Source organism: Pseudomonas sp. 25 R 14, from assembly GCF_900004755.1.
Taxonomy (GTDB): domain Bacteria; phylum Pseudomonadota; class Gammaproteobacteria; order Pseudomonadales; family Pseudomonadaceae; genus Aquipseudomonas; species Aquipseudomonas brenneri.
In genome coordinates this window covers 1-21,424 of sequence record NZ_CVTS01000021.1, presented here as the reverse complement: position 1 = coordinate 21,424, position 21,424 = coordinate 1, and the positions used below count along the sequence as shown (strand labels likewise).

At 59.8% G+C, this 21,424-nt stretch carries 18 protein-coding genes, 1 tRNA gene and 1 pseudogene; 16 read left to right on the top strand and 4 right to left on the bottom strand.

Features of this window, described 5'->3' with window-relative positions; translation table 11 throughout:
- The first annotated feature begins 3 nt into the window (after positions 1-3).
- The 12 genes from BFQ03_RS03725 to BFQ03_RS03670 all read left to right on the top strand — a co-directional run bounded on the left by BFQ03_RS03725 (position 4) and on the right by BFQ03_RS03670 (position 14,504).
- Positions 4-1,353 carry an MmgE/PrpD family protein gene (locus BFQ03_RS03725; protein WP_065942493.1) on the top strand — a complete coding sequence of 450 codons (1,350 nt, stop codon included), beginning with the start codon at positions 4-6 and terminating at the stop codon, positions 1,351-1,353.
- A gap of 9 nt (positions 1,354-1,362) precedes the next feature.
- Complete coding sequence (locus tag BFQ03_RS03720; protein ID WP_032860863.1) at positions 1,363-2,559, top strand: CaiB/BaiF CoA transferase family protein; 1,197 nt, start codon at positions 1,363-1,365, stop codon at positions 2,557-2,559.
- Positions 2,560-2,598: 39 nt separating this feature from the next.
- Positions 2,599-3,414, top strand: coding sequence for an HpcH/HpaI aldolase/citrate lyase family protein (locus tag BFQ03_RS03715; RefSeq protein WP_032860861.1), 816 nt, complete (start codon positions 2,599-2,601; stop codon positions 3,412-3,414).
- A 159-nt stretch (positions 3,415-3,573) separates the two neighbouring features.
- Complete coding sequence (locus BFQ03_RS03710; RefSeq protein WP_065942492.1) at positions 3,574-4,557, top strand: TRAP transporter substrate-binding protein; 984 nt, start codon at positions 3,574-3,576, stop codon at positions 4,555-4,557.
- A gap of 77 nt (positions 4,558-4,634) precedes the next feature.
- Complete coding sequence (locus BFQ03_RS03705; protein WP_032860857.1) at positions 4,635-5,267, top strand: TRAP transporter small permease; 633 nt, start codon at positions 4,635-4,637, stop codon at positions 5,265-5,267.
- On the top strand, positions 5,267-6,547 hold the full coding sequence (gene dctM, locus BFQ03_RS03700) for a C4-dicarboxylate TRAP transporter large permease protein DctM (RefSeq protein ID WP_032860855.1): 1,281 nt from the start codon (positions 5,267-5,269) through the stop codon (positions 6,545-6,547). Before BFQ03_RS03705 ends, dctM begins: the two co-directional genes overlap by 1 nt.
- 111 nt (positions 6,548-6,658) lie before the next feature.
- Positions 6,659-8,839: a transcriptional regulator NosR gene (locus BFQ03_RS03695; protein ID WP_065942491.1), complete on the top strand. Its 2,181-nt coding sequence runs from the start codon at positions 6,659-6,661 to the stop codon at positions 8,837-8,839.
- 38 nt (positions 8,840-8,877) lie between these two features.
- Entirely contained in the window at positions 8,878-10,800 is a 1,923-nt protein-coding gene (gene nosZ / locus BFQ03_RS03690) for a TAT-dependent nitrous-oxide reductase (RefSeq protein ID WP_032860854.1), read from the top strand.
- Between the two features lie 189 nt (positions 10,801-10,989).
- The gene (locus BFQ03_RS03685) at positions 10,990-12,237 is read left to right on the top strand and encodes a nitrous oxide reductase family maturation protein NosD (RefSeq protein WP_065942498.1); all 1,248 of its coding nucleotides are present in this window, start codon (positions 10,990-10,992) and stop codon (positions 12,235-12,237) included.
- Positions 12,237-13,148 (top strand): ABC transporter ATP-binding protein, encoded by a 912-nt coding sequence (locus tag BFQ03_RS03680; protein WP_065942497.1) that lies wholly within the window; start codon positions 12,237-12,239, stop codon positions 13,146-13,148. Before BFQ03_RS03685 ends, BFQ03_RS03680 begins: the two co-directional genes overlap by 1 nt.
- On the top strand, positions 13,145-13,975 hold the full coding sequence (locus tag BFQ03_RS03675) for an ABC transporter permease (RefSeq protein WP_032860851.1): 831 nt from the start codon (positions 13,145-13,147) through the stop codon (positions 13,973-13,975). Before BFQ03_RS03680 ends, BFQ03_RS03675 begins: the two co-directional genes overlap by 4 nt.
- Positions 13,976-14,000: 25 nt before the next feature.
- Positions 14,001-14,504, top strand: a complete 504-nt coding sequence (locus BFQ03_RS03670) for a nitrous oxide reductase accessory protein NosL (protein WP_223232693.1) — start codon at positions 14,001-14,003, stop codon at positions 14,502-14,504.
- A gap of 37 nt (positions 14,505-14,541) precedes the next feature.
- Here the strand turns inward: BFQ03_RS03670 and BFQ03_RS03665 are convergent, their stop codons facing one another.
- Positions 14,542-15,828: an MFS transporter gene (locus tag BFQ03_RS03665; RefSeq protein WP_032860847.1), complete on the bottom strand. Its 1,287-nt coding sequence runs from the start codon at positions 15,826-15,828 to the stop codon at positions 14,542-14,544.
- A gap of 144 nt (positions 15,829-15,972) precedes the next feature.
- Between BFQ03_RS03665 and ggt the strand changes: the two genes are divergently transcribed.
- Both ggt and BFQ03_RS03655 read left to right on the top strand, forming a co-directional pair.
- On the top strand, positions 15,973-17,697 hold the full coding sequence (gene ggt, locus BFQ03_RS03660) for a gamma-glutamyltransferase (RefSeq protein ID WP_065942490.1): 1,725 nt from the start codon (positions 15,973-15,975) through the stop codon (positions 17,695-17,697).
- A 229-nt stretch (positions 17,698-17,926) separates the two neighbouring features.
- Positions 17,927-18,000: transfer RNA gene (locus tag BFQ03_RS03655), tRNA-Cys, on the top strand.
- Positions 18,001-18,376: 376 nt separating this feature from the next.
- Here BFQ03_RS03655 and BFQ03_RS28805 read toward each other — a convergent pair.
- Both BFQ03_RS28805 and BFQ03_RS03645 read right to left on the bottom strand, forming a co-directional pair.
- Positions 18,377-18,754 (bottom strand): hypothetical protein, encoded by a 378-nt coding sequence (locus BFQ03_RS28805; RefSeq protein WP_082445608.1) that lies wholly within the window; start codon positions 18,752-18,754, stop codon positions 18,377-18,379.
- A gap of 24 nt (positions 18,755-18,778) precedes the next feature.
- Positions 18,779-19,342 (bottom strand): hypothetical protein, encoded by a 564-nt coding sequence (locus BFQ03_RS03645; RefSeq protein WP_065942488.1) that lies wholly within the window; start codon positions 19,340-19,342, stop codon positions 18,779-18,781.
- 297 nt (positions 19,343-19,639) lie between these two features.
- Between BFQ03_RS03645 and BFQ03_RS29565 the strand changes: the two genes are divergently transcribed.
- Together BFQ03_RS29565 and BFQ03_RS29560 are read left to right on the top strand one after the other, a co-directional pair.
- Positions 19,640-20,029: a hypothetical protein gene (locus BFQ03_RS29565; protein WP_139115631.1), complete on the top strand. Its 390-nt coding sequence runs from the start codon at positions 19,640-19,642 to the stop codon at positions 20,027-20,029.
- Between the two features lie 65 nt (positions 20,030-20,094).
- Positions 20,095-20,207 (top strand): annotated as a pseudogene (locus tag BFQ03_RS29560) (IS5/IS1182 family transposase); the annotation flags it as partial.
- Positions 20,208-20,405: 198 nt separating this feature from the next.
- Here the strand turns inward: BFQ03_RS29560 and BFQ03_RS30485 are convergent.
- A partial coding sequence (locus BFQ03_RS30485; RefSeq protein WP_345788447.1) for a fimbrial protein occupies positions 20,406-21,424 on the bottom strand: 1,019 nt, incomplete at its 5' end.

Here is a 21,424-nt window from a genome sequence, read left to right as displayed (position 1 = left end):
AACATGAGTCATACCCAAGCCTTGTGTCGGTTCCTTGCCGAGTTGAATTACCCGCAGTTGCCCGAGGCGGTGCTGGCACGTACCGAAGATCTTTACCTGGATTGGCTGGCCTCGGCGCTGGCCAGCCAAGGCGCGCACCCGATTCCATTATTTGAGCGCTATGCGCAAAAGATGGGCCCGGCCACAGGACCTGCGCAAGTGATCGTCAACGCAGGCAGCAGCAGTGCATATTTCGCAGCGCTGGTGAACGCAGCCTCATCGCACCTGGTGGAGCAGGATGACTTGCACAACAGCTCGGTGTTGCACCCGGCGACTGTGGTGTTCCCCGCTGCCCTGGCCGCTGCGCAAGACCTCGGCAAATCAGGTCGCGAGTTGTTGCTGGCCTCGGTGGCCGGTTATGAGGCCGGGATTCGTATCGGCGAATTCATGGGCCGTTCCCACTACCGCATCTTCCACACTACGGCCACGGTCGGCACCCTGGCGGCGGCGGTGGCGGTCGGTAAGTTGCTGGCGTTCAACGAGGAGCAGTTTATCAATCTGCTCGGCAGCGCCGGCACCCAGGCTGCCGGGCTCTGGGAGTTCCTGCGCGATGCTGCCGACTCCAAGCAATTGCACACGGCCAAGGCCGCTGCGGATGGCTTGCTTGCCGCGTACCTGACGGCGGATGGCCTGAGCGGTGCGCGCAATATCCTTGAAGGCGACCAGGGTTTGGCAGCAGGCATGTCCACCGACGCGCAGCCGAGCAAATTGTCGGCTGGCCTCGGTAGCCGCTGGGCGCTGCTGGAAACTTCGTTCAAGTTCCACGCCTCGTGCCGCCATACCCACCCGGCCGCCGATGCGTTGCTGGACTTGATGCAGCGCGAAGGACTGGCCGCTGCGGATATCGCCAAGGTCCAGACGCGTGTGCATCAGGGCGCCATCGATGTACTCGGCCGCGTGACGGTGCCGGCCAGCGTACACCAGGCCAAATTCTCCATGGGCACCGTGCTCGGCCTGATCGCCGTGCATGGCAAGGCCGGGCTCACCGAGTTTCACCAGTTGGCCTTGAGCGATCACGCCGTCGCTGAATTTCGTGACAAGGTCTGCATGACCCTCGACCGCGAAGTCGACGACGCCTATCCGCAACGCTGGCTGGGCCGCGTCACCGTGACTTGCGTCGATGGCCGCACATTGCACGGCGCGATTGACGAGCCCAAGGGTGACCCGGGCAACACCCTGAGCCGTGGGCAGTTGGCGGACAAGTTCCAGCGCCTCTGCCAGTTCAGCGGTGCCCGCACGCCGGCCCAGGCCAGCGCCTTGATCGAAAAAACCTGGAACCTGCGCAATGCCGTGTCCATGGCCCATTGGCTTTGAGGAATTGTCATGACTGCTAATCAACGGCCGCTGGACGGCATTACCGTGGTCAGCCTGGAGCACGCGATTGCGGCGCCATTCTGTACCCGTCAACTGGCCGACCTAGGCGCGCGCGTGATCAAGATCGAACGCCCGGGCAGCGGTGATTTCGCCCGTGGCTATGACGAGCGTGTGCGCGGCCTGGCCTCGCATTTTGTGTGGACCAACCGCTCCAAGGAAAGCCTGACCCTGGACCTCAAGCAGGATGAGGCCGGTGCAATCCTCGACACGTTGCTGGGCGATGCCGATGTACTGGTGCAGAACCTCGCGCCCGGAGCTGCGGCGCGTATGGGGCTGTCGTTCGAGGCGCTGCAGGTGCGTTTTCCACGGCTGATTGTCTGCGATATTTCCGGTTATGGCGAAGGCGGGCCCTACGAAAAAAAGAAGGCCTATGACCTGCTGATCCAGAGTGAGGGCGGCTTTCTTTCGGTGACCGGTGGCCCCGGTGAAGACCAGATGGCCAAGGCCGGTTGTTCCATTGCCGATATCTCCGCCGGCATGTATGCCTACAGCGGCATCCTCTCGGCCCTGCTGCTGCGCGGCAAGACCGGCAAGGGCAGCCGCATCGACGTGAGCATGCTGGAAAGCCTGGTGGAGTGGATGGGGTATCCGATGTACTACGCCTTCGAGGGCGCTCCCCAGCCACCGCGTGCCGGCGCGGCGCATTCGACGATCTACCCTTATGGGCCGTTTCCCACGGGCGACGGCGGCACCGTGATGCTCGGTTTGCAGAACGAGCGCGAATGGGCGGCGTTCTGCGACAAGGTGCTGCTCACGCCTGAGCTTGCGACGGATGAGCGCTTCTCGGCCAACTTCAAGCGGTCGGCCAATCGCGAAGTGCTGCGCCAGATCATTGTCACAAGTTTTGCCCAACTCGACGCGCACGCTGTGATCCAGCGCCTGGAAGGCGCGCAGATCGCCAGTGCGCGGGTCAACGATATGCAAGGCGTGTGGGATCACCCGCAACTCAAGGCCCGTGACAGCTGGCGTGAAGTCGACAGCCCGGCCGGGCCCTTGCCGTCGCTGTTGCCGCCGGGACGCAATAGCGCATTTACCCCGCGCATGGACGCTGTGCCTGCGCTGGGGCAACACAACCAAGGGATTCTCCAGCGCTTGGGTTACACCCGTGAGGCCATCGAATCCCTGAATACTCGCGGCATCATCTAACCGGCTCCTACAGGAGGGGTGAAAACAGGAAGGTCAGTTATGAAGCATTCTATTGTGCGCTCCGCGCTGTTCGTGCCGGGCAGCCGCCCTGAGCGTTTTGCCAAGGCCCTGGCCAGTGGCGCTGATGCAGTGATTGTGGATTTTGAAGACGCGGTGCAAGAGCCGCTCAAGCGCCAGGCGCGGGACAACCTTGGCGCATTCTTGCAAGCTCATCCTGACGCCCGGGTGTGGGTACGGATCAACGCACCGGAGCATGATGAACACTTCGAGGACGTGGCGTTCTGCAAAACCCATGCAAACGTCGCAGGCGTGCTGCTACCGAAGGTGGAAAGTGCGGCGCAGGTGGCAGTAGTGGCCGCCGCTGGCAAGCTGATCTGGCCGATTATCGAAAGTGCCAAGGGCCTGCTGGCTATTGCCGAAATCGCCCATGCACCACAGGTGCAGCGCCTGTCGTTTGGGGGGCTGGACCTGGCGCTGGACCTGAACCTGAGCAGCCACTCGGCGGCGGCGAATTTTGCCCTTGATCAGGCGCGCCTGGCGCTGATCGTGCACTCCCGCGCCGCCGGCCTGGAGGCTCCGCTAGATGGCGTACACCCGGCCATCGACGACCCCGAGGGCCTGCGCCACTCGATCCGACATGCCTATGAAATGGGTTTTACCGGGGCGCTGTGTATCCACCCCAAACAGGTGCAGGTGATCCATGCCGCCCTGGCGCCGAGTGCGGCGGACCTGGCCTGGGCCCAGCGGGTAGTGGATGCCGGTGCCCATGGGGCAGGGGCCTATCAGATCGATGGGCAGATGGTGGATGCGCCGGTGTTGTTGCGGGCGCAAAGGCTGCTGGCAGCCCAGCTCTGACTGACCAAGCCTGATCTGAATGTAGGCGCTGGAGCTGCATTGTTCCTAGGGTTGGCGTTCGGCTTGGCCGAACGCAGGGTTCAAATATTTGAAATTCACTACACGCGTGACATCAGGCACCTTGCCTGACACCACCACAACAATAAAAAGGTGATTCCCATGCTCAAGCTTTCTCGGGCGCTGTTGTGCGCCGCCACGTTGTTTGCCGCAGGCCTGGCCCAGGCGGCGGATCCGATCGTCATCAAGTTCGCCCACGTGGTTGCCGAAAACACCCCAAAAGGCCAGGGCGCGCTGCTGTTCAAGAAGCTTGTCGAAGAACGCTTGCCGGGCAAGGTCAAGGTCGAGGTGTATCCCAACTCGTCACTGTTTGGCGACGGCAAGGAAATGGAAGCGCTGCTGCTGGGCGACGTACAGATGCTGGCGCCGTCCCTGGCCAAGTTCGAGCAATACACCAAGCAAGTGCAGATCTACGACCTGCCATTCCTGTTCAATGACCTGGCTGCCGTCGACCGTTTCCAGGCCGCCGAGGGCAAGCAACTGCTGATGTCGATGCAGGACAAGAACATCCTCGGCCTGGCGTATTGGCACAACGGGCTCAAGCAACTGTCGGCCAACAAGGCCTTGCATGAACCCAAGGATGCCCGTGGCCTGAAGTTTCGCGTGCAGGCCTCCAGTGTGCTGGAAGAACAGTTCAAGGCGATTCGCGCCAACCCGCGCAAGATGAGTTTTGCCGAGGTCTACCAGGGGTTGCAGACCGGCACCGTCAATGGCACCGAAAACACCTGGTCGAACTATGAAAGCCAGAAGGTCAACGAGGTGCAAAAGTACTTCACCGAGTCCAACCACGGCCTGATCGACTACATGGTGATCACTAACGCCAAGTTCTGGAATGGCCTGGCGCCAGAGATCCGCACCGTCCTGGAGCAGGTCATGGTCGAAGTCACCGTCGAGGTGAACAAGCAGGCCGAAGCGCTGAATCAGTCGGCCAAGCAAAAAATCATCGACGCCAAGACCAGCGAAATCATCGAGCTGACCCCTGAGCAACGCCAGCTATGGCGTGAAGCCATGCGCCCGGTGTGGCAGAAGTTCGAGGGGCCGATTGGCGCTGACCTGATCAAGGCCGCGGACGCTGCCAACCAGTGATTTCGGGGTGTACCAATCTCCCACATTTTGACCCGGTTACCACCCGACCATCCATCTCTGCTTCGCGAGGTTTTGCCATGCAATCCCTAAGGCGCGTCTGGGAGCATCTGGAGGAAGGTTTTATCGCCTTCCTGCTGGCCGCCATGACCTTGGTGACGTTTGTCTACGTCATGCTCAACAACATCTACACCCTGTTTTTTGCCCTGGCTGACAAGTGGGCCTGGAGCAGTGGCTTTTTCAACGCCCTGGGCGACGGCACCATGACCTGGGCCCAGGACATGACCTGGAGCGTCGCGCTGACCAAGGCGATGTTTGGCTGGCTGATTTTCTTCGGTATTTCCTATGGCGTGCGCACCGCCGGCCACTTGGGCGTGGATGCCCTGGTACGCCTGACGCCACGCCGGGTCCAGCGCCTGCTGGGGATGCTGGCGTGCCTGTGCTGCCTGGCTTACGCCGGGCTGTTCATGGTTGCCAGCTACAAGTGGGTGAGTGCGGTGATGACGGCCGGGATCGGTGCCGAAGACCTCGACCATTTTGGCCTGGAGGTCGGGCATATCGTGCTGATCGTGCCGGTTGGCTTCGCCTTGGTGCTGATCCGCTACCTGGAAATTTTCTACCGCCTGTTTACCCACCGCCAGGTCGGGTTGGGGTTGGCCGATGAAGCCGGTGAAGCCAGCAAATTGGCCGGCAGCCATGAGGAGCGTGACTGATGGCCGTTCTCTGCCTGTTTTTGCTGCTGTTGGTGTTTATGTTTCTCGGCGTGCCCATCGCCATTTCCCTGGGCTTGTCGGGCGCGATGTCGATCCTGATGTTCAGCCAGGATTCCTTGAGTTCCCTGGCGATCAAGCTGTTCGAAACCAGCGACGCCTATACCTTCCTGGCGATTCCGTTCTTCCTGCTGTCGGGGGCGTTCATGACCACCGGTGGGGTGGCGCAACGCCTGATCGATTTTGCCAACGCCTGTGTCGGGCATATCCGCGGTGGCCTGGCGATTGCGGCAGTACTGGCCTGCATGCTGTTTGCCGCGTTGTCCGGTTCATCGCCGGCGACGGTGGCAGCGGTGGGGTCGATTGCCGTGGCCGGCATGGTGCGCTCTGGTTACCCCAAGGAGTTCGGTGCCGGGATCATCTGTAATGCCGGGACCCTGGGGATCCTGATTCCGCCCTCGATCGTGATGGTGGTGTACTCGGCGGCGACGGAAACTTCCGTGGGCAAACTGTTCATGGCCGGGGTGATCCCGGGCTTGCTGCTGGGCCTGATGCTGATGATCGCGATCTACATCGTGGCGCGGATCAAGAAGCTGCCGGCCCAGCCCCGGGCGACGTTCAGCCAGTGGCTGGGCTGTGCCCGCCGCGCGTTCTGGGGCCTGTTGCTGTTGGTGATCATCCTGGGCGGTATCTACAGCGGGATGTTCACCCCCACTGAAGCGGCAGCCGTGGCGGCGGTGTACTCGGCGTTTGTCGCGTTGTTCGTGTACAAGGACATGCGCCTCAAGGACTGCCCCAAAGTACTGCTGGAGTCTGGGCGCCTGTCGATCATGCTGATGTTCATCATCGCCAACGCCATGCTGTTTGCCCATGTCCTGACCACCGAGCAGATCCCGCAGGAAATCACGGCTTGGGTCATTTCCGAAGGGCTGACCCCGATTGGCTTTTTGCTGATGGTCAACGTGGTGCTATTGATCGCTGGCAGTTTTATGGAACCATCGGCGATTGTGCTGATCCTGGCGCCGATCTTCTTCCCGATTGCGATGAAGCTGGGCATCGACCCGATTCACCTGGGGATTGTGATGGTGGTGAACATGGAGATCGGCCTGGTGCACCCACCCGTAGGGTTGAACCTGTTCGTGACCTCGGCGGTGACCGGCCTGACCCTGGGCCAGACCATCCGCGCCGCGATGCCGTGGTTGATGATCCTGTTGGCGTTCCTGATCCTGGTGACGTACGTGCCATTTATCTCACTGGCGCTGCCGGGTTGGTTGGGGATGTAGCCCCGCGCCCTAACGCCGCACCCTCCCCAGACTTGATTTCAATCAAGGGCTCACTGGCCACCTGCCACCTACCATCGACTTCATATTCCGGCCGTTGAAGTCAGTGAGCCCATGAACCGCCCCAAGCCCTCGACCCTCGCTACTCTGGCTGCAAGTCCTGTCACCTGGCTGGTAGTGCTGGTACTGCTGTTCAGCCTGGCTGGCCCGGCCCAGGCCAAGACCTACGGCGCGATCGAGCAGCAACGCATCGACAAGATCTTCCCGCAGGCAGACGCCATCTCCGGCCCCGAAGGCCAGTTCAAGGTACGCACGCTGTCGGCCAAAGGTGTGGTCATTGGCTATGTGTTCCAGAGTCTGGATGTGGTGGATATCCCGGCCTATTCCGGTAAACCGATCAACACCCAGGTGATCCTCGATCCGGCCGGGGTGATCCGTGATGCTTATGTGCTGGAGCACCACGAACCGATTCTGCTGATCGGCATTCCCGAGGCCAAGTTGCATGATTTCACCGCCCGCTACAGCGGGATCAACGTCAAGCAGCGGGTGGTGGTGGGGCGCTCCAGCGACAGCCAGGCGGTGACCGTGGATGCGGTGGCCGGCGCCACGGTGACGGCGATGGTGGTCAATGAAGTGATCATGCGGGCGGCCCATGAAGTGGCGGTGTCGCTCAAGCTGATCGAGGACAAGGCCAGCACTGCGCAGAGAATCGCCCTGGTACGCAGCGACCTGTTCGAACCCGCCAGTTGGGCACAGTTGACCGGCAATGGCGCAGTGCGCCGCCTGCATCTGACGCGTGGGCAGGTGGATGAGGCGTTCAAGGGCACCGAGGCTGAGGGCGTCGAGGTGGCGGGGCCGGGGCAGGGCGACGAGACGTTTATCGACTTGTATGTCGCTGATCTCAACGCACCGAGTATTGGCCGCAACCTGTTGGGCGAGGCGCAATACCGAGTGTTGATGCAGGGCCTCAAGCCTGGTGAGCAGGCCATCGCGGTGCTGGGGCGAGGCTTGTTTTCATTCAAGGGTTCGGGCTACGTGCGCGGCGGGATTTTTGATCGGGTGCAGTTGCGCCAGTTCGGCAATGTCATCAGCTTTCGCGATATGGACCACCAGCGGCTGTACGACCTGTTTGCCGAGGGCATGCCCGAGTTCGATGAAATGTCGCTGTTTATCGTGCGGCCCCAGGCGAAATTCGATCCGGGTTCGGCCTGGACCCTGGAGCTGCTGGTGCGGCGCCAGACCGGTCCGGTCAGCGGCACCTTCACCAGCTTTGAATTGCCCTACCAGATGCCCGAGGCCTATCTGGAGCGGCCCTTGCCGACCGCCGCTGAACAGGCCGCCATCGACGAAGCCAACCGGCCGATGTGGCTGACGATCTGGTACCAGAAGCAGTTCCAGATCCTGGTGCTGGGCGCTGCCCTGGCGGTGTTGACGGTGATTTTATTCCTGCAGGACAGCCTGGCCCGGCGCCCGCACCTGCTGCACTGGGTGCGTCGCGGGTATCTGCTGTTTACCGTGGTGTTTATCGGTTGGTACGCCCTGGGGCAGTTGTCGGTGGTCAATGTACTGACCTTTGTGCATGCGCTGTTCCAGCAGTTCCGCTGGGAGCTGTTCCTCACCGACCCGCTGATCTTCATGCTTTGGGTCTTTACCGCCGCGAGCATCCTGCTGTGGGGGCGTGGGGTGTTCTGTGGCTGGCTGTGTCCATTTGGCGCCTTGCAGGAGCTGATCAACGAGGCGGCACGCAAGCTCAAGGTGCGCCAGTTCGAGCTGCCGTTTGCCGTGCATGAGCGGCTGTGGGCGATCAAGTATTTGATCCTGCTGGGGCTGTTTGGCCTGTCCCTGGAGTCGATGGCCACCGCCGAACGCTTTGCCGAAGTGGAGCCATTCAAGACCGCGATTACCCTGCATTTCGACCGCCAGTGGTGGTTCGTGGCCTATGCACTGGCGCTGTTGGTGATCAACATCTTCACGCGCAAGGTCTATTGCCGCTATGTCTGCCCGCTGGGTGCGGCGTTGGCAATCCCGAGCAAGTTCCGCCTGTTCGACTGGCTCAAGCGGCGCAAGGAATGCGGCGATCCGTGCCAGTTGTGCGCCAAGGAGTGCGAGATCCAGGCGATCCACCCCGACGGTCATATCAACGCCAATGAATGCCACTACTGCCTCGACTGCCAGATGACCTGGCACAACGACCACAAATGCCCGCCCCTGATCAACAAGCGCAAAAAACGCAACAAGGCCGCACCCACCACCGGGCAATTGATCCCGGTGGTGCAGGTGGCGGTGCCTGAATGACGGCCTTGGGCACCCACTTTTCCCCTCTGGAGCACATCATGAACGACAGCGAATCGAAAACAGCCGGGGCCACCCCGGAACCCGAAGGCCTGAGCCGGCGTGGTTTCCTTGGCACTGGCGCAGTCACCGGTGCAGTACTGGCCGGGGCCACGGCCCTTGGCGGCACGGTATTTACCCGCGAGTCCTTTGCGGCGGCGGCCAAGGAAGCCAAGTCGAAGATCCACGTGGGGCCGGGTGAGTTGGACCAGTACTACGGTTTCTGGAGCGGCGGCCACCAAGGCGAAGTGCGGGTGCTGGGTGTGCCGTCGATGCGCGAACTGATGCGCATCCCGGTGTTCAACGTCGACTCGGCCACTGGCTGGGGCCTGACCAACGAGAGCAAGCGCATCCTAGGCGAGGGTGCCAAGTACCAGAACGGCGACTGCCACCACCCGCACTTGTCCACCACCGATGGCCGCTACGACGGCAAATACCTGTTTATCAATGACAAGGCCAACACCCGCGTGGCGCGGATCCGCCTGGACATCATGAAGTGCGACAAGATTGTCACGGTGCCCAACGCCCAGGCGATCCACGGCCTGCGCCTGCAAAAAGTGCCGTACACCAAGTACGTTTTTTGCAACGCCGAGTTCATCATCCCGCACCCCAATGACGGCCACACCTTCGATCTGCAAGACAAAAACAGCTTCACTATGTTCAACGCCATCGACGCGGAAAAAATGGAAATGGCCTTCCAGGTCATCGTCGACGGCAACCTCGACAACGCCGACATGGACTACACCGGCAAATACGCCGCGGCCACTTGCTACAACTCGGAGAAGGCGTCCGACCTGGGTGGCATGATGCGCAACGAGCGTGACTGGGTAGTGGTGTTCAACATCCCGCGCATCGAAGCCGCGATCAAGGCCGGCAAGTTCATCAACCTCGATGGCGTCAAGGTGCCGGTGGTGGACGGGCGCAAGGGCGACGATGGCAAGGACAGCGAATTCACCCGTTACATCCCGGTGCCGAAGAACCCCCACGGCTGCAATACCTCGCCGGACGGTAAGTACTTTATCGCCAACGGCAAGCTGTCACCGACTTGCACCATCATCGCCATCGACAAGCTCGACGACCTGTTCAGCGACAAGATCAAGGACCCGCGCGGCGTGGTGGTCGGCGAGCCGGAACTGGGCCTGGGGCCGCTGCACACCACCTACGATGGCCGGGGCTTTGCCTACACCACGCTGTTTATCGACAGCCAGGTGGTGAAGTGGAACATCGCCGAAGCCATCCGCGCCTATGGCGGCGAGAAGGTCAACTACATCAAGCAGAAGCTCGATGTGCACTACCAACCAGGCCACAACCACGCCTCGCTGACCGAAACCCGGGACGCCGACGGCCAATGGCTGGTGGTGCTCAGCAAGTTCTCCAAGGACCGCTTCCTGCCCACCGGCCCGTTGCACCCGGAAAACGACCAGTTGATCGATATCTCGGGCGATGAAATGAAACTGGTCCACGACGGTCCGACCTTCGCCGAACCCCACGACTGTGTAATGGCGCGGCGCGACCAGATCAAGACCAAGAAGATCTGGGAACGCAACGACCCGTTCTTTGCCGAAACCGTGGCCATCGCGGCCAAGGACGGGATCAAGCTGGAGACCGATAACAAGGTGATCCGTGACGGCAAGAAAGTGCGGGTGTACATGACCTCCATGGCGCCGACCTACGGCCTGACCGAGTTCACCGTCAAGCATGGCGATGAAGTCACCGTGACCATCACCAATATCGACCAGATCGAGGACGTGACCCACGGCTTTGTCATGACCAACCATGGCGTGAGCATGGAAATCAGCCCGCAGCAGACCTCTTCCATCACCTTCATCGCCGACAAGCCGGGGCTGCATTGGTACTACTGCAGTTGGTTCTGCCATGCGCTGCATATGGAGATGGTAGGGCGGATGTTGGTCGAGCGGACCTAACGGCGAGCGCCCACCAATGTGGGAGCGGGCTTGCTCGCGAAAGCGGTGTGCCGGCCAGGAATTACTTGACTGACCCACCGCTTTCGCGAGCAAGCCCGCTCCCACACTAGATCTGTGTCGCTCCATAGATTGGGCTTTGATCAAAAGGAATACTCCGTGGCTCGACCCCTCACGTTATTGACCGGGTTTGTGTGGCTGCTGTCTTCGGCCATAACCAGTGCCGCTGTATTGCCCATCACCGACTTGCCGTTGGTCGCCGCAGGCCCGCACCACTGGCGCCTGCCCGTCGGCGACTACCAGGGCTCTTTCAGCATCGACCAAGCCCTGCAACTGACCTGCGAACCCGGTGCGGTGATCCATAGCCAGGGCTTGGGCAACGGCCTGTTGATCAACGCGCCCGACGTCACCGTCGAGGGCTGTACCTTCCTTGATTGGGGCCATGACCTCACCGCGATGAATGCGGCGATCTTCATCCAGCCCAAGGCCCACGGTGCCGTGATCAAGGGCAACCACATGCGCGGCCAGGGTTTTGGTGTGTGGGTCGATGGCACGGCGGATGTGAGCGTGATCGACAACCAGATCCAGGGCGACCCGGCGATGCGCTCCCAGGACCGGGGCAATGGCATCCACCTGTACGCGGTCAAGGGCGCGCGGGTGATTGGCAACCAGGTGCGCGATGCCCGCGATGGTATCTACATCGACACCTCCAACGGCAACCTGCTGCAAGGCAACACCCTGGAAGACCTGCGCTACGGCATCCACTACATGTTCGCCAACGACAACCAGGTGCTGGGCAACATCACCCGCCGCACCCGCACCGGCTACGCCCTGATGCAAAGCCGCAAGCTGACGGTGATTGGCAATCGCTCCGAACAGGACCAGAACTACGGGATCCTGATGAACTACATCACCTATTCCACCCTGCGCGACAACGTCGTCAACGATGTGCGCGACGGTACCACGGGCGACACCATGATCACCGGTGCCGAAGGCAAGGCGCTGTTTATCTACAACTCGCTGTTCAACAGCATCGAACACAACCACTTCGGGCGCAGCGCAGTGGGCATTCACCTCACGGCCGGCTCCGAAGACAACCGGATTGCGGGCAACGCCTTTGTCGGCAATCAGCGCCAGGTCAAGTACGTGGCCACGCGCTTGCAGGAGTGGTCGGCGGATGGTCGCGGTAATTTCTGGAGCGACTACCTGGGTTGGGACCGCAATAACGATGGCCTGGGGGATGTGGCCTATGAGCCTAACGATAACGTCGACCGCCTGCTGTGGCTGTACCCCCAGGTGCGCCTGTTGATGAACAGCCCCGGCATCGAGTTGCTGCGCTGGGTGCAGCGGGCGTTTCCGGTGATCAAGTCGCCGGGGGTGATGGACAGTCATCCGCTGATGAAAGACCCCACGCTATCTCTGCTCAAGGAGCCCGCATGATGCCTGTCGTCGAAATCGAAGGTGTGACCCAGCGTTATGGGCACGCCACTGTGCTGCATGACCTGAACCTGAGCCTGGCGCCGGGGGAGGTGCTGGGTCTGTTCGGTCATAACGGCGCGGGCAAGACCACCAGCATGAAGCTGATCCTGGGTTTGTTGCAGGCAAGCAGCGGCCAGGTACGGGTGTTTGGCCGCGCGCCCAGCGATCCTCAAGTGCGCCGCATGCTTGGGTATCTGCCCGAGAACGTGACCTTTTACCCGCAACTCAGCGGCCTGGAGACCTTGCAGCATTTTGCCCGGCTCAAGGGCGCGCCGATGAGCCAGGTCGCGACCCTGCTGGAAGACGTCGGCCTGACGGCAGCGGCACGGCGGCGGGTCAAGACCTACTCCAAGGGCATGCGCCAGCGCCTCGGGCTGGCCCAGGCCCTGCTTGGCGAACCACGCTTGCTGTTGCTCGACGAGCCCACCGTGGGCCTCGACCCGATCGCCACCCAGGATTTGTATCGCTTGCTCGACCGCCTGCGCGGGCAGGGCACCAGCATCATCCTTTGCTCCCATGTGCTGCCGGGCGTGGAGGCGCATATCAACCGTGCGGCGATCCTCACCCAGGGCCGATTGCTGGCTCTTGGCACGCTGGCGGCCTTGCGCGAAGAAGCCGGGCTGCCGACCCTGATCCGCAGCAGTGGCCTGCAGCGTGCGGCGCTCTTGCAAAAACGCTGGAGCGAGGCTGGCCACGTCACGCGGCGCTGGGGTGTGGAAGGCCTGCAAGTGGCCGCGTTCAACGGCAACAAGCTGGACCTGCTGCGTCAGTTGCTGGATCAGGACAGCCCCAGCGATGTGGAAATCATCGTGCCGTCGCTGGAGGACCTGTACCGCCATTACATGGACAGCCCCGTGGAGTACGCCCAATGACGCCGATCTGGAACATGGCCCGCAAGGAGTTCAGCGACGGCCTGCGCAATCGCTGGTTGTTAGCGATCAGCCTGTTGTTTGCGGTGCTGGCCATCGGCATTGCCTGGCTGGGCGCGGCGGCGTCCGGGCAACTGGGCTTTACCTCGATCCCGGCGACCATCGCCAGCCTGGCCAGCCTGGCAACCTTCTTGATGCCGTTGATTGCGTTGTTGCTGGCCTATGACGCGATTGTCGGTGAGGACGAAAGCGGCACCTTGCTGCTGTTGCTTACTTATCCCCTGGGGCGAGGGCAGATCCTGCTGGGCAAGTTCGTCGGCCATGGGTTGATCCTGGCCCTGGCGACCTTTATTGGATTCGGCTGCGCCATGCTCGCCATTGCGCTGCTGGTGGATGACGTCGAGTTCAGCCTGCTGCTCTGGGCCTTTGGTCGATTCATGCTGACCTCGACCTTGCTCGGCTGGGGCTTTCTGGGGCTGGCGTATGTGTTGAGCGCCGTCTCGGCAGAGAAGTCCACGGCGGCCGGGCTGGCCCTGGGCGTGTGGTTCTTTTTTGTCCTGGTGTTCGACCTGGCATTGCTGGCGCTGCTGGTCATCAGCGAGGGTCAGTTCAGCCCGACGTTGTTGCCCTGGCTATTGCTGTTCAACCCGGCGGATGTGTACCGGCTGATCAACCTGTCGGGCTTCGATACCGGCCCGGCGTCGGTGGGCGTGATGGCCCTGGGCGGCGACCTGGCGGTGCCAGCGGCGATGTTGTGGCTGTGCCTGGCGGCATGGGTTGCAGGGCCACTGGCCTGGGCCTATTGGCTGTTTGGGCGGCGCGCAGCCTGAGTTTTTATTAGTGGAGCAGATGAGCATGAAAATCGGGTTGGTGTTGCTGTTGAGCCTGCTGTTGGTCGGGTGTGAAAAGCCGGTGGCGGCGGGCGTAGGTGATGGGCCGGTGGCGTTTCATCCGACGGATGAGTGCCATGTGTGCGGCATGGTGATCAGCGAATTCCCGGGGCCCAAGGGCGAGGTGGTGGAGCAGGGGGCGGCGAAGAAGTTTTGCTCCACGGCAGAAATGCTCGGCTGGTGGTTGCAGCCGGAAAATCATCACACGCCGTCCAAGCTGTACGTGCATGACATGGGGCGCAGCCATTGGGACACTCCGGATGATGCACATTTGATCGACGCCAAGACCGCTTACTACGTGCTCGGTACCGGGCTCAAGGGCGCCATGGGCGTGGTATTGGCCTCGTTTGCCGAGCAGGCGGTGGCACAGAAAGTCGCGGCGGATACCGGCGGGCGGGTGCTGCGCTTTGAGGAGATAGATCTGGCGCTGTTGCAGCAGCCGGCAGGCATGTCCCATAGCGGCCATTGATGTTGTCCTGATATTGCATCCCCTTGTGGGAGCGCTCCTACCGGTTGACCAACTTCGCCGGCAAGGCAATCACCAGCAAGCAACTGAGCACCAGGCTCCCGGCAAAGAACCACATCGCCCCGGCGCTGCTGCCGGTCACGTCGATTGCCAGGCCCATCAACGAGTTGCTGACCAAGCCGGCGATATTCGCCAGTGAACAGGCCAGGGCAAAGCCGGTGGCCGCCGCGGTGCCGGTGAGGAACGTCGCCGGCAGGCTGAAAAACACCGGCACGGCGCCGAGGATCGCCGCCGAAGCCACGGCAAACAGGGCCACGGTGGCGACCACGTTATGACTGAAGAAGGTGCTGCTGGCCATGGCCACGGCACCCACCAGAAAGGGCACGATAATGTGCCAGCGGCGCTCGCGGTATTTGTCGGAGCTGGCGCCGATCAGCAGCATGCCGGCCAGCGCGGCGACACTGGGCAGGGCGGTGAGCAGGCCGATATGGAAGGTGTCGCTGATCCCGGCGTTGCGGATCAGGGTCGGCATCCAGAAACCCATGGCATAGGCACTGAGCAGGATCGAGAAGTCGATGCCGCCGAGCATCCACACCTTGAGGTTAAAGAACCCATCACGAAAGCGCCGTGGGCTGTGGCTGGCGTGGCTGTCATCGGCGCGCAACTGCTCTTGCAGCAAGGCCTTTTCTGCGGCGGACAACCATTTGGCCTGGTGATAGGTATTGGGCAGCGCCCAGAATGCCAGCACTCCCAACAGCACGCTGGGTAACGCTTCAAGCAGGAACAGCCATTGCCAGCCGCGCAGGCCGCCCATCTGGTCGAAGTGGCTCATGATCCAGCCGGACAACGGCCCGCCAATCACACTGGACAGCGGCAGGCCGATCATGAACAGCGCAATGACCCGCCCCCGGCGATGGGTGGGGAACCAGGTGGTCAGGTAATACAACACCCCCGGCAGGAATCCTGCCTCGGCGACACCCAGCAAAAACCGCAGCACATAGAACTGGGTGGTAGAGGTGACCAGCAGCGTGCAGGCCGAGAGCAGGCCCCAGGTGATCATGATGCGGGCGATCCAGATCCGCGCGCCGACGCGTTCCAGGATCAGGTTGCTCGGCACTTCAAACAGGATATAGCCGACAAAAAACAGACCGGCGCCCAGGCCGAACGCGGTTTCGCTGAACTGCAACTGGTCTTGCATCTGCAACTTGGCAAAACCGATATTGATCCGGTCCAGGTAGGCAGCCAGGTAGCAAAAGCACAGGAAGGGAATCAGCTTCCAGGTGATCTTGTGGTACAGCGCGTGGATCGGGTCGGCGACCGTGGGCATCGGTGTGTCTCATGGGCAATGAGTAGGGCGGGGCGAATATAGCATTCCGGCACCGACAAGCTCTGTCTGAAACGCGCCACCTGGCTGGGGTTGCTGTGCGAAAGCAGCTACGTTTAACGCTTCCAATAAACAGAGTATCCACGGATGAACTACCAACCCTTTACCCGAACCTTGATCGCGACGGCCCTGGTCCTGACATTAAGCGGTGTGCAGGCGGCCTCCCAGGCCCCGGTGGCCGGTGAAAACGGCATGGTGGTGACCGCCCAGCACCTGGCGACCCACGTGGGCGTCGATGTCTTGAAGGCTGGCGGCAACGCCGTGGATGCAGCAGTTGCCGTGGGGTACGCCTTGGCGGTGGTCTACCCGGCAGCGGGCAACCTCGGCGGTGGTGGGTTCATGACCGTGCAACTGGCGGACGGGCGCAAGACCTTCCTCGACTTCCGTGAAAAAGCCCCATTGGCGGCTACCGCCGACATGTACCTGGACAAGGACGGCAACGTCGTCCCCGGCCTCAGCGCCAAAGGCCACCTGGCCGTCGGCGTACCCGGCACCGTCTCCGGCATGGAACTGGCCCTGAGCAAATACGGCACCCTCAAGCGCGCCCAAGTGATCGCGCCGGCGATCAAACTTGCAGAAAACGGCTTTGCCCTCGACCAGGGCGATATCGACATGCTGCACAGCGCTACCGAAGAGTTCAAAAAAGACCAGGACCTGCGCGGCATCTTCCTCAACAAGGGTGAGCCACTGCAGGTCGGGCAGAAACTGGTGCAAAAAGACCTGGCCCGCACCCTGCGGGAAATCTCCGCCAAGGGCACCGATGGCTTCTACAAAGGTTGGGTGGCCAAGGCCATCGTCGACTCCAGCCAGGCCGGCAAGGGCATCATCGCCCAGGCCGACCTGGACAAATACCAGACCCGCGAACTGGCGCCCATCGAGTGCGACTATCGCGGCTACCACGTGGTCTCGGCGCCGCCGCCCAGCTCGGGCGGCTTGGTGATTTGCCAGATCATGAACATCCTCGAAGGCTACCCGATGGCCGAACTGGGCTATGGCTCGGCCCAGGGTACCCATTACCAGATCGAAGCCATGCGCCACGCCTACGTGGACCGCAACAGCTACCTGGGCGACCCGGATTTTGTACAAAACCCGGTTGAACACCTGCTGGACAAGAACTACGCCGCCAAACTGCGCGCCGCCATCGAGCCGCAAAAGGCCGGCGACTCCATGGCCATCAAGCCCGGCGTCGCGCCCCATGAAGGCAGCAACACCACCCATTACTCCATCGTCGACAAATGGGGCAACGCGGTCTCGGTGACCTACACCCTCAACGACTGGTTCGGTGCTGGCGTCATGGCCAGCAAGACCGGGGTGATCCTCAACGACGAAATGGACGACTTCACCGTCAAGGTCGGCGTACCCAACATGTACGGGCTGGTCCAGGGCGAAGCCAACGCCATCGCCCCAGGCAAGGCACCACTGTCGTCCATGAGCCCGACCATCGTCACCAAGGACGGCAAGGCCGTGATGGTCATCGGCACACCAGGCGGCAGCCGCATCATCACCGCCACCTTGCTGACCATCCTCAACGTCATCGACTACAAGATGAACATCCAGGAAGCTGTCAACGCCCCACGCTTCCACCAACAGTGGATGCCCGACAGCACCAACCTCGAAACCTTTGCCCTGAGCCCCGACACCCAGAAAATCCTCGAAAGCTGGGGCCACAAATTCGCCGGCCCCCAAGACGCCAACCACCTGGCCGCCATCCTCGTCGGCGCCCCGTCCCTGGACGGCAAGCCTGTGGGCAACAACCGCTTCTACGGCGCCAACGACCCACGGCGCAATACCGGCCTGTCATTGGGCTACTAAGCGTAGGCAGGGCAGGGGCCAGCCGCCCCTGCTGTGCTTCACAGAAGAATATTTTTTGAAATCAAGGGCTTGCCAGCCTCGGCAAATCAGTACATAATTGCCGCCATCGAACGCACTGAGGCATAAAAAACTTCAATGTTTTCAATGAGATAGAGTAGAGGCAGGCTTCACATAGCCCACTCAAGTTTATATGCGGTGAATGTCGGTGGTTTTGGCATTGATCGTTTGAGGCCGAGTAGCAAAATGGTTATGCAGCGGATTGCAAATCCGCCTACGCCGGTTCGATTCCGACCTCGGCCTCCACTCTTGAAAGCCCCGTAGATTAACGTCTACGGGGTTTTTTATTGCCTGTAGGAAAGTGCTGGAGTTCCGAAACTATCTCATTTTGAAGGCTGGTGAGCAGTCGGAGTTTCTGATCTTCGCGCCGCGATTTGCAGTCGTGAACGAGATCGACGGAACAGTCATTCTGATGTTTGTTGTCCAGAACAATCAGGTTGTGTTCAACACAGCAATCATCAGTAAGGCGCTTATTCAGGAGATCATCCTAGGGATGAACATACGGTCTCCAGCGGTTGACTCGCAAGGGCGGCCACTACTTGAGATCAATGTTCCGGCTGGGAAACTCGTCTTCCGTAGTGAGGATGAAGATCCGCCACTCTTCTCGCCAGTGGCCCATGCGCTACCCTGCTGGTGCCATCTCGACCGCTACACAACGCCCTTTCGTACGCACCTTCTGCACCAGTCGTGCTCTGTTGACAAACACATTGATCTCGCAGCTGCCTGAGTGCTGTACGTCTTCCCAATATTCTGCGTGCACAAGTTGCCCGTTCTGCGGCCCCGTGTAAGTACCCGCTGCTTCACGTGAGACATAGCTACTGTCGCGTACATACCTAAGCACTACCATATCTTCCTCCGGCACCACCATGATCTGCCTTGGCACACCGAAGAAGTCGATCAGTTCGCCCACCGGGCGATCTTTCCAGGCACTGCTGGCCGACAATGATGCACAGCCACTGAGCAAGGTGGCGAGCAGGGCCAACATAAACAATCGGTTCATAAGGTCTTCTCCCTGAAGGTCGCGTTACTTGGCAGGCATCTGCGCGAACCCTTCATCTATCTTCTGCATGATGGCCGTCTTGGCGGCCTCGCGGTTCAATATCTCGAAGAAGTGCGGCCCTGCCTTGCTCATTTGCGACGCGGACATCACACCCAAGTGCTCCATCTTCTTGGCCTGGCGTTCAGTCGGCTTACAGACAAAGTCACGGCTTTGCATCAGCCAGGCGTCAGGTTTGCTCTGCCATTGGCTGGAATACTTCGCATTGCGAAACTCATTGAGCACGCTGCGGAAATCCGCTGCACCCATTATTCGCACGCGGTTCTTCGCACAATCGATTTCGACATCGTAAGAGGTGAAGTTGGGTTTACCGGGCTCTTCGTAAAGTTGATAGACACCCAATGACTTCGCGCCACCTGGACGATTGACGATGTGAGCGGGGTCGCCGTCTGCGATGAACACCTGATTCTTGCCCAAGGTACCCTGGTAGTGAACGACCCAGAAGTCGCCCTTCAGCACTTCGCTCGCCTGGGCAGCGAGGGCGCTACACAGTAATGCGGCAGGCAAGAGATGCCTTGTAAAAGCGATCATAGGAGCGGTCCTTTGCCGTTATTTTTGAAGACAATAGCTTCACACTCTGGATGTGAGGCAAAGGGCCATCTAGCACATTCGTACTATTCATAAGAGACTTCTACACCAATACCATCGTGATACAGTCGGCCATACGCTTCGGCAACTAACTAGGAACAAAAAAACACGACTCTTGTCGCAGTATGGATTCCCACGCAGGATTCGATAAAGCGGTGCTGTGCATCTCTATCGACGCATCGAATTAGCACATTACGATGCTGACTCGGCGCTAAAGCACTAGAAAAAGGATTTTGGAAAATGTTAAAGAAAATAACCATAGCTGGTTTCACTCTTGCACTTACAAGTTGCGGACTTCTCCCTCCTCCAGCGCCACCCGCTCCCCCCACAGTCGAGCACTCTATTGCAAGCAAGACCGAAATCGCCGATGCAAAAAGGAAGCTGCTCAGGCGTATATCAGACCCCGACTCCGCGAAATTTGAAACTGTTTACAAGTTCAAGGGGCGCTTCGCTAGCGGTAAAAGCTATGAAGGAGTCTGTGGGTATGTGAATTATAAAGGCGCAGAAGGTGGTTATGAAGGATTTACACCGTTTATGGTTGTTGGAGATGTGGTCTCTTATTACGGTGACCATTTACCTCATAACTACCATATCCTCAAAAGTTTTTGCACAAAGTCACGATCAAGCTAAGGAAACCCTGAATTTAACTTTCCGTTTCTGGTGAAATATGTCGATCCGCTTGCCCGAGTTTTCCGTTGAAGCAGATGACCTTCGCCGACGCCGAGTACGCCGGCAAGCGCAAGCAGACCCGCAAGGAGTTGTTCTTTGACCAGTGGTGCCGTGGAAGGGCTTGATCGCTCTCATCGAGCTGGCGATCACTGCAATTGCGTGCAGGCCGTTTTGGTTTTTGCTACTTACCACTACCCATTGAGAATCGCTGTGTAATTCTGCTCCACTCGCTTGTCATTCTGGCGCCATCATCACTGCAAGCGTCAGCTTGATGAACTCTTCATGTAGTTCGATTCCGAGGATTAAGCCGAAGTATGATCCCTCGGTTGTGAGTGTGTTACAGGTAGTTCACTGTGAAAGTGACTGATGCGTTTGCAGTACCTGCTTCTAGTTTGTCTGCCAAGCGGTAGTAAGCAGCAGATAATGGTATCTGAAAGCTTGACCCACTGGTATTGAACCCGTTGAATGTGTAAGTGGTACCCAGGGCGATAGGTTGACCTGCCTCATTCATCAGTTTCAAGCCGAGTCCTTTTGCTGTTGAGCTGGAGTTTAGTGCCACGACTCCATTCTTCTGGTCTATTACTTGAGAGGTTGCTTTGAGCGAATAGGTAACCTTTTGAATCCCTGTCTGGCACTGATTGAGCCCAATATTGAACTTGATCGTGCGGGGTGTGTCGCCGACTTTACTGAACTCCTGTAGTTGATAGTCGTCGCCCATTCGAACTGAAACCTCAGGGGTTTGACAGGAGGAAGAATTCAGAGTGATTGGATTCACTAGATTAAGTTTTACAAGGTCTAGGTTTCCAATTTGGTGTGTTCCCAATAAACCAGCAGGAACGATGTTGTTTACTGGTTGCTCGCTTGTTTTAATTATTTCAATCGTATAGTTTCGAGCAGGGTCGCTATAGGCAATCCCCGGCAAGACATAGTTTGCTGAAAGGTAGTCGAAGTCTTGATACTTAACTTTAAGAGAAAGTCCTGTTTTTCCGAGGGGGAAAACATTTCCAGTTGAGACGCTACCTAGTGTTGGGTTTAGGGCAAAAATAAAGGAGGGGGTTGAAGTGCAGCTAAATCCCTTCGGCGGCGCCGTGATGGACTCCTGATAAACAATCATTCCAATAGGAGCATCCCTAGGGATCGTCAAGTTAATTAGCGTACTCCCAAAATTTGCTGTGAATAGAGAGCCAGAGCTGAAGCGGCAGCTTGCAGCTAATGTGCCTGATGAATATGCAAGCGCTATCGCGGCCACAATATTAAATTGTGCTAGTAGGCGCGACTTGGCTGCTGGCTGCTGGCTGCTGGCTGCTGGCTGCTGGCTGCTGGCTGCTGGCTGCTGGCTGCTGGCTGCTGGCTGCT

Bases quoted from the DNA above. Each gene is read 5' to 3' on its own strand.
- BFQ03_RS03665 (WP_032860847.1), bottom strand. From the start codon at position 15,828: ATGCCCACGGTCGCCGACCCGATCCACGCGCTGTACCACAAGATCACC.
- BFQ03_RS29565 (WP_139115631.1), top strand. From the start codon at position 19,640: ATGTTAAAGAAAATAACCATAGCTGGTTTCACTCTTGCACTTACAAGT.
- BFQ03_RS03725 (WP_065942493.1), top strand. From the start codon at position 4: ATGAGTCATACCCAAGCCTTGTGTCGGTTCCTTGCCGAGTTGAATTAC.
- ggt (WP_065942490.1), top strand. From the start codon at position 15,973: ATGAACTACCAACCCTTTACCCGAACCTTGATCGCGACGGCCCTGGTC.
- BFQ03_RS03645 (WP_065942488.1), bottom strand. From the start codon at position 19,342: ATGATCGCTTTTACAAGGCATCTCTTGCCTGCCGCATTACTGTGTAGC.
- BFQ03_RS03695 (WP_065942491.1), top strand. From the start codon at position 6,659: ATGAACCGCCCCAAGCCCTCGACCCTCGCTACTCTGGCTGCAAGTCCT.
- BFQ03_RS03680 (WP_065942497.1), top strand. From the start codon at position 12,237: ATGCCTGTCGTCGAAATCGAAGGTGTGACCCAGCGTTATGGGCACGCC.
- dctM (WP_032860855.1), top strand. From the start codon at position 5,267: ATGGCCGTTCTCTGCCTGTTTTTGCTGCTGTTGGTGTTTATGTTTCTC.
- BFQ03_RS03715 (WP_032860861.1), top strand. From the start codon at position 2,599: ATGAAGCATTCTATTGTGCGCTCCGCGCTGTTCGTGCCGGGCAGCCGC.
- BFQ03_RS03720 (WP_032860863.1), top strand. From the start codon at position 1,363: ATGACTGCTAATCAACGGCCGCTGGACGGCATTACCGTGGTCAGCCTG.
- BFQ03_RS03670 (WP_223232693.1), top strand. From the start codon at position 14,001: ATGAAAATCGGGTTGGTGTTGCTGTTGAGCCTGCTGTTGGTCGGGTGT.
- nosZ (WP_032860854.1), top strand. From the start codon at position 8,878: ATGAACGACAGCGAATCGAAAACAGCCGGGGCCACCCCGGAACCCGAA.
- BFQ03_RS03705 (WP_032860857.1), top strand. From the start codon at position 4,635: ATGCAATCCCTAAGGCGCGTCTGGGAGCATCTGGAGGAAGGTTTTATC.
- BFQ03_RS03710 (WP_065942492.1), top strand. From the start codon at position 3,574: ATGCTCAAGCTTTCTCGGGCGCTGTTGTGCGCCGCCACGTTGTTTGCC.
- BFQ03_RS28805 (WP_082445608.1), bottom strand. From the start codon at position 18,754: ATGAACCGATTGTTTATGTTGGCCCTGCTCGCCACCTTGCTCAGTGGC.
- BFQ03_RS03675 (WP_032860851.1), top strand. From the start codon at position 13,145: ATGACGCCGATCTGGAACATGGCCCGCAAGGAGTTCAGCGACGGCCTG.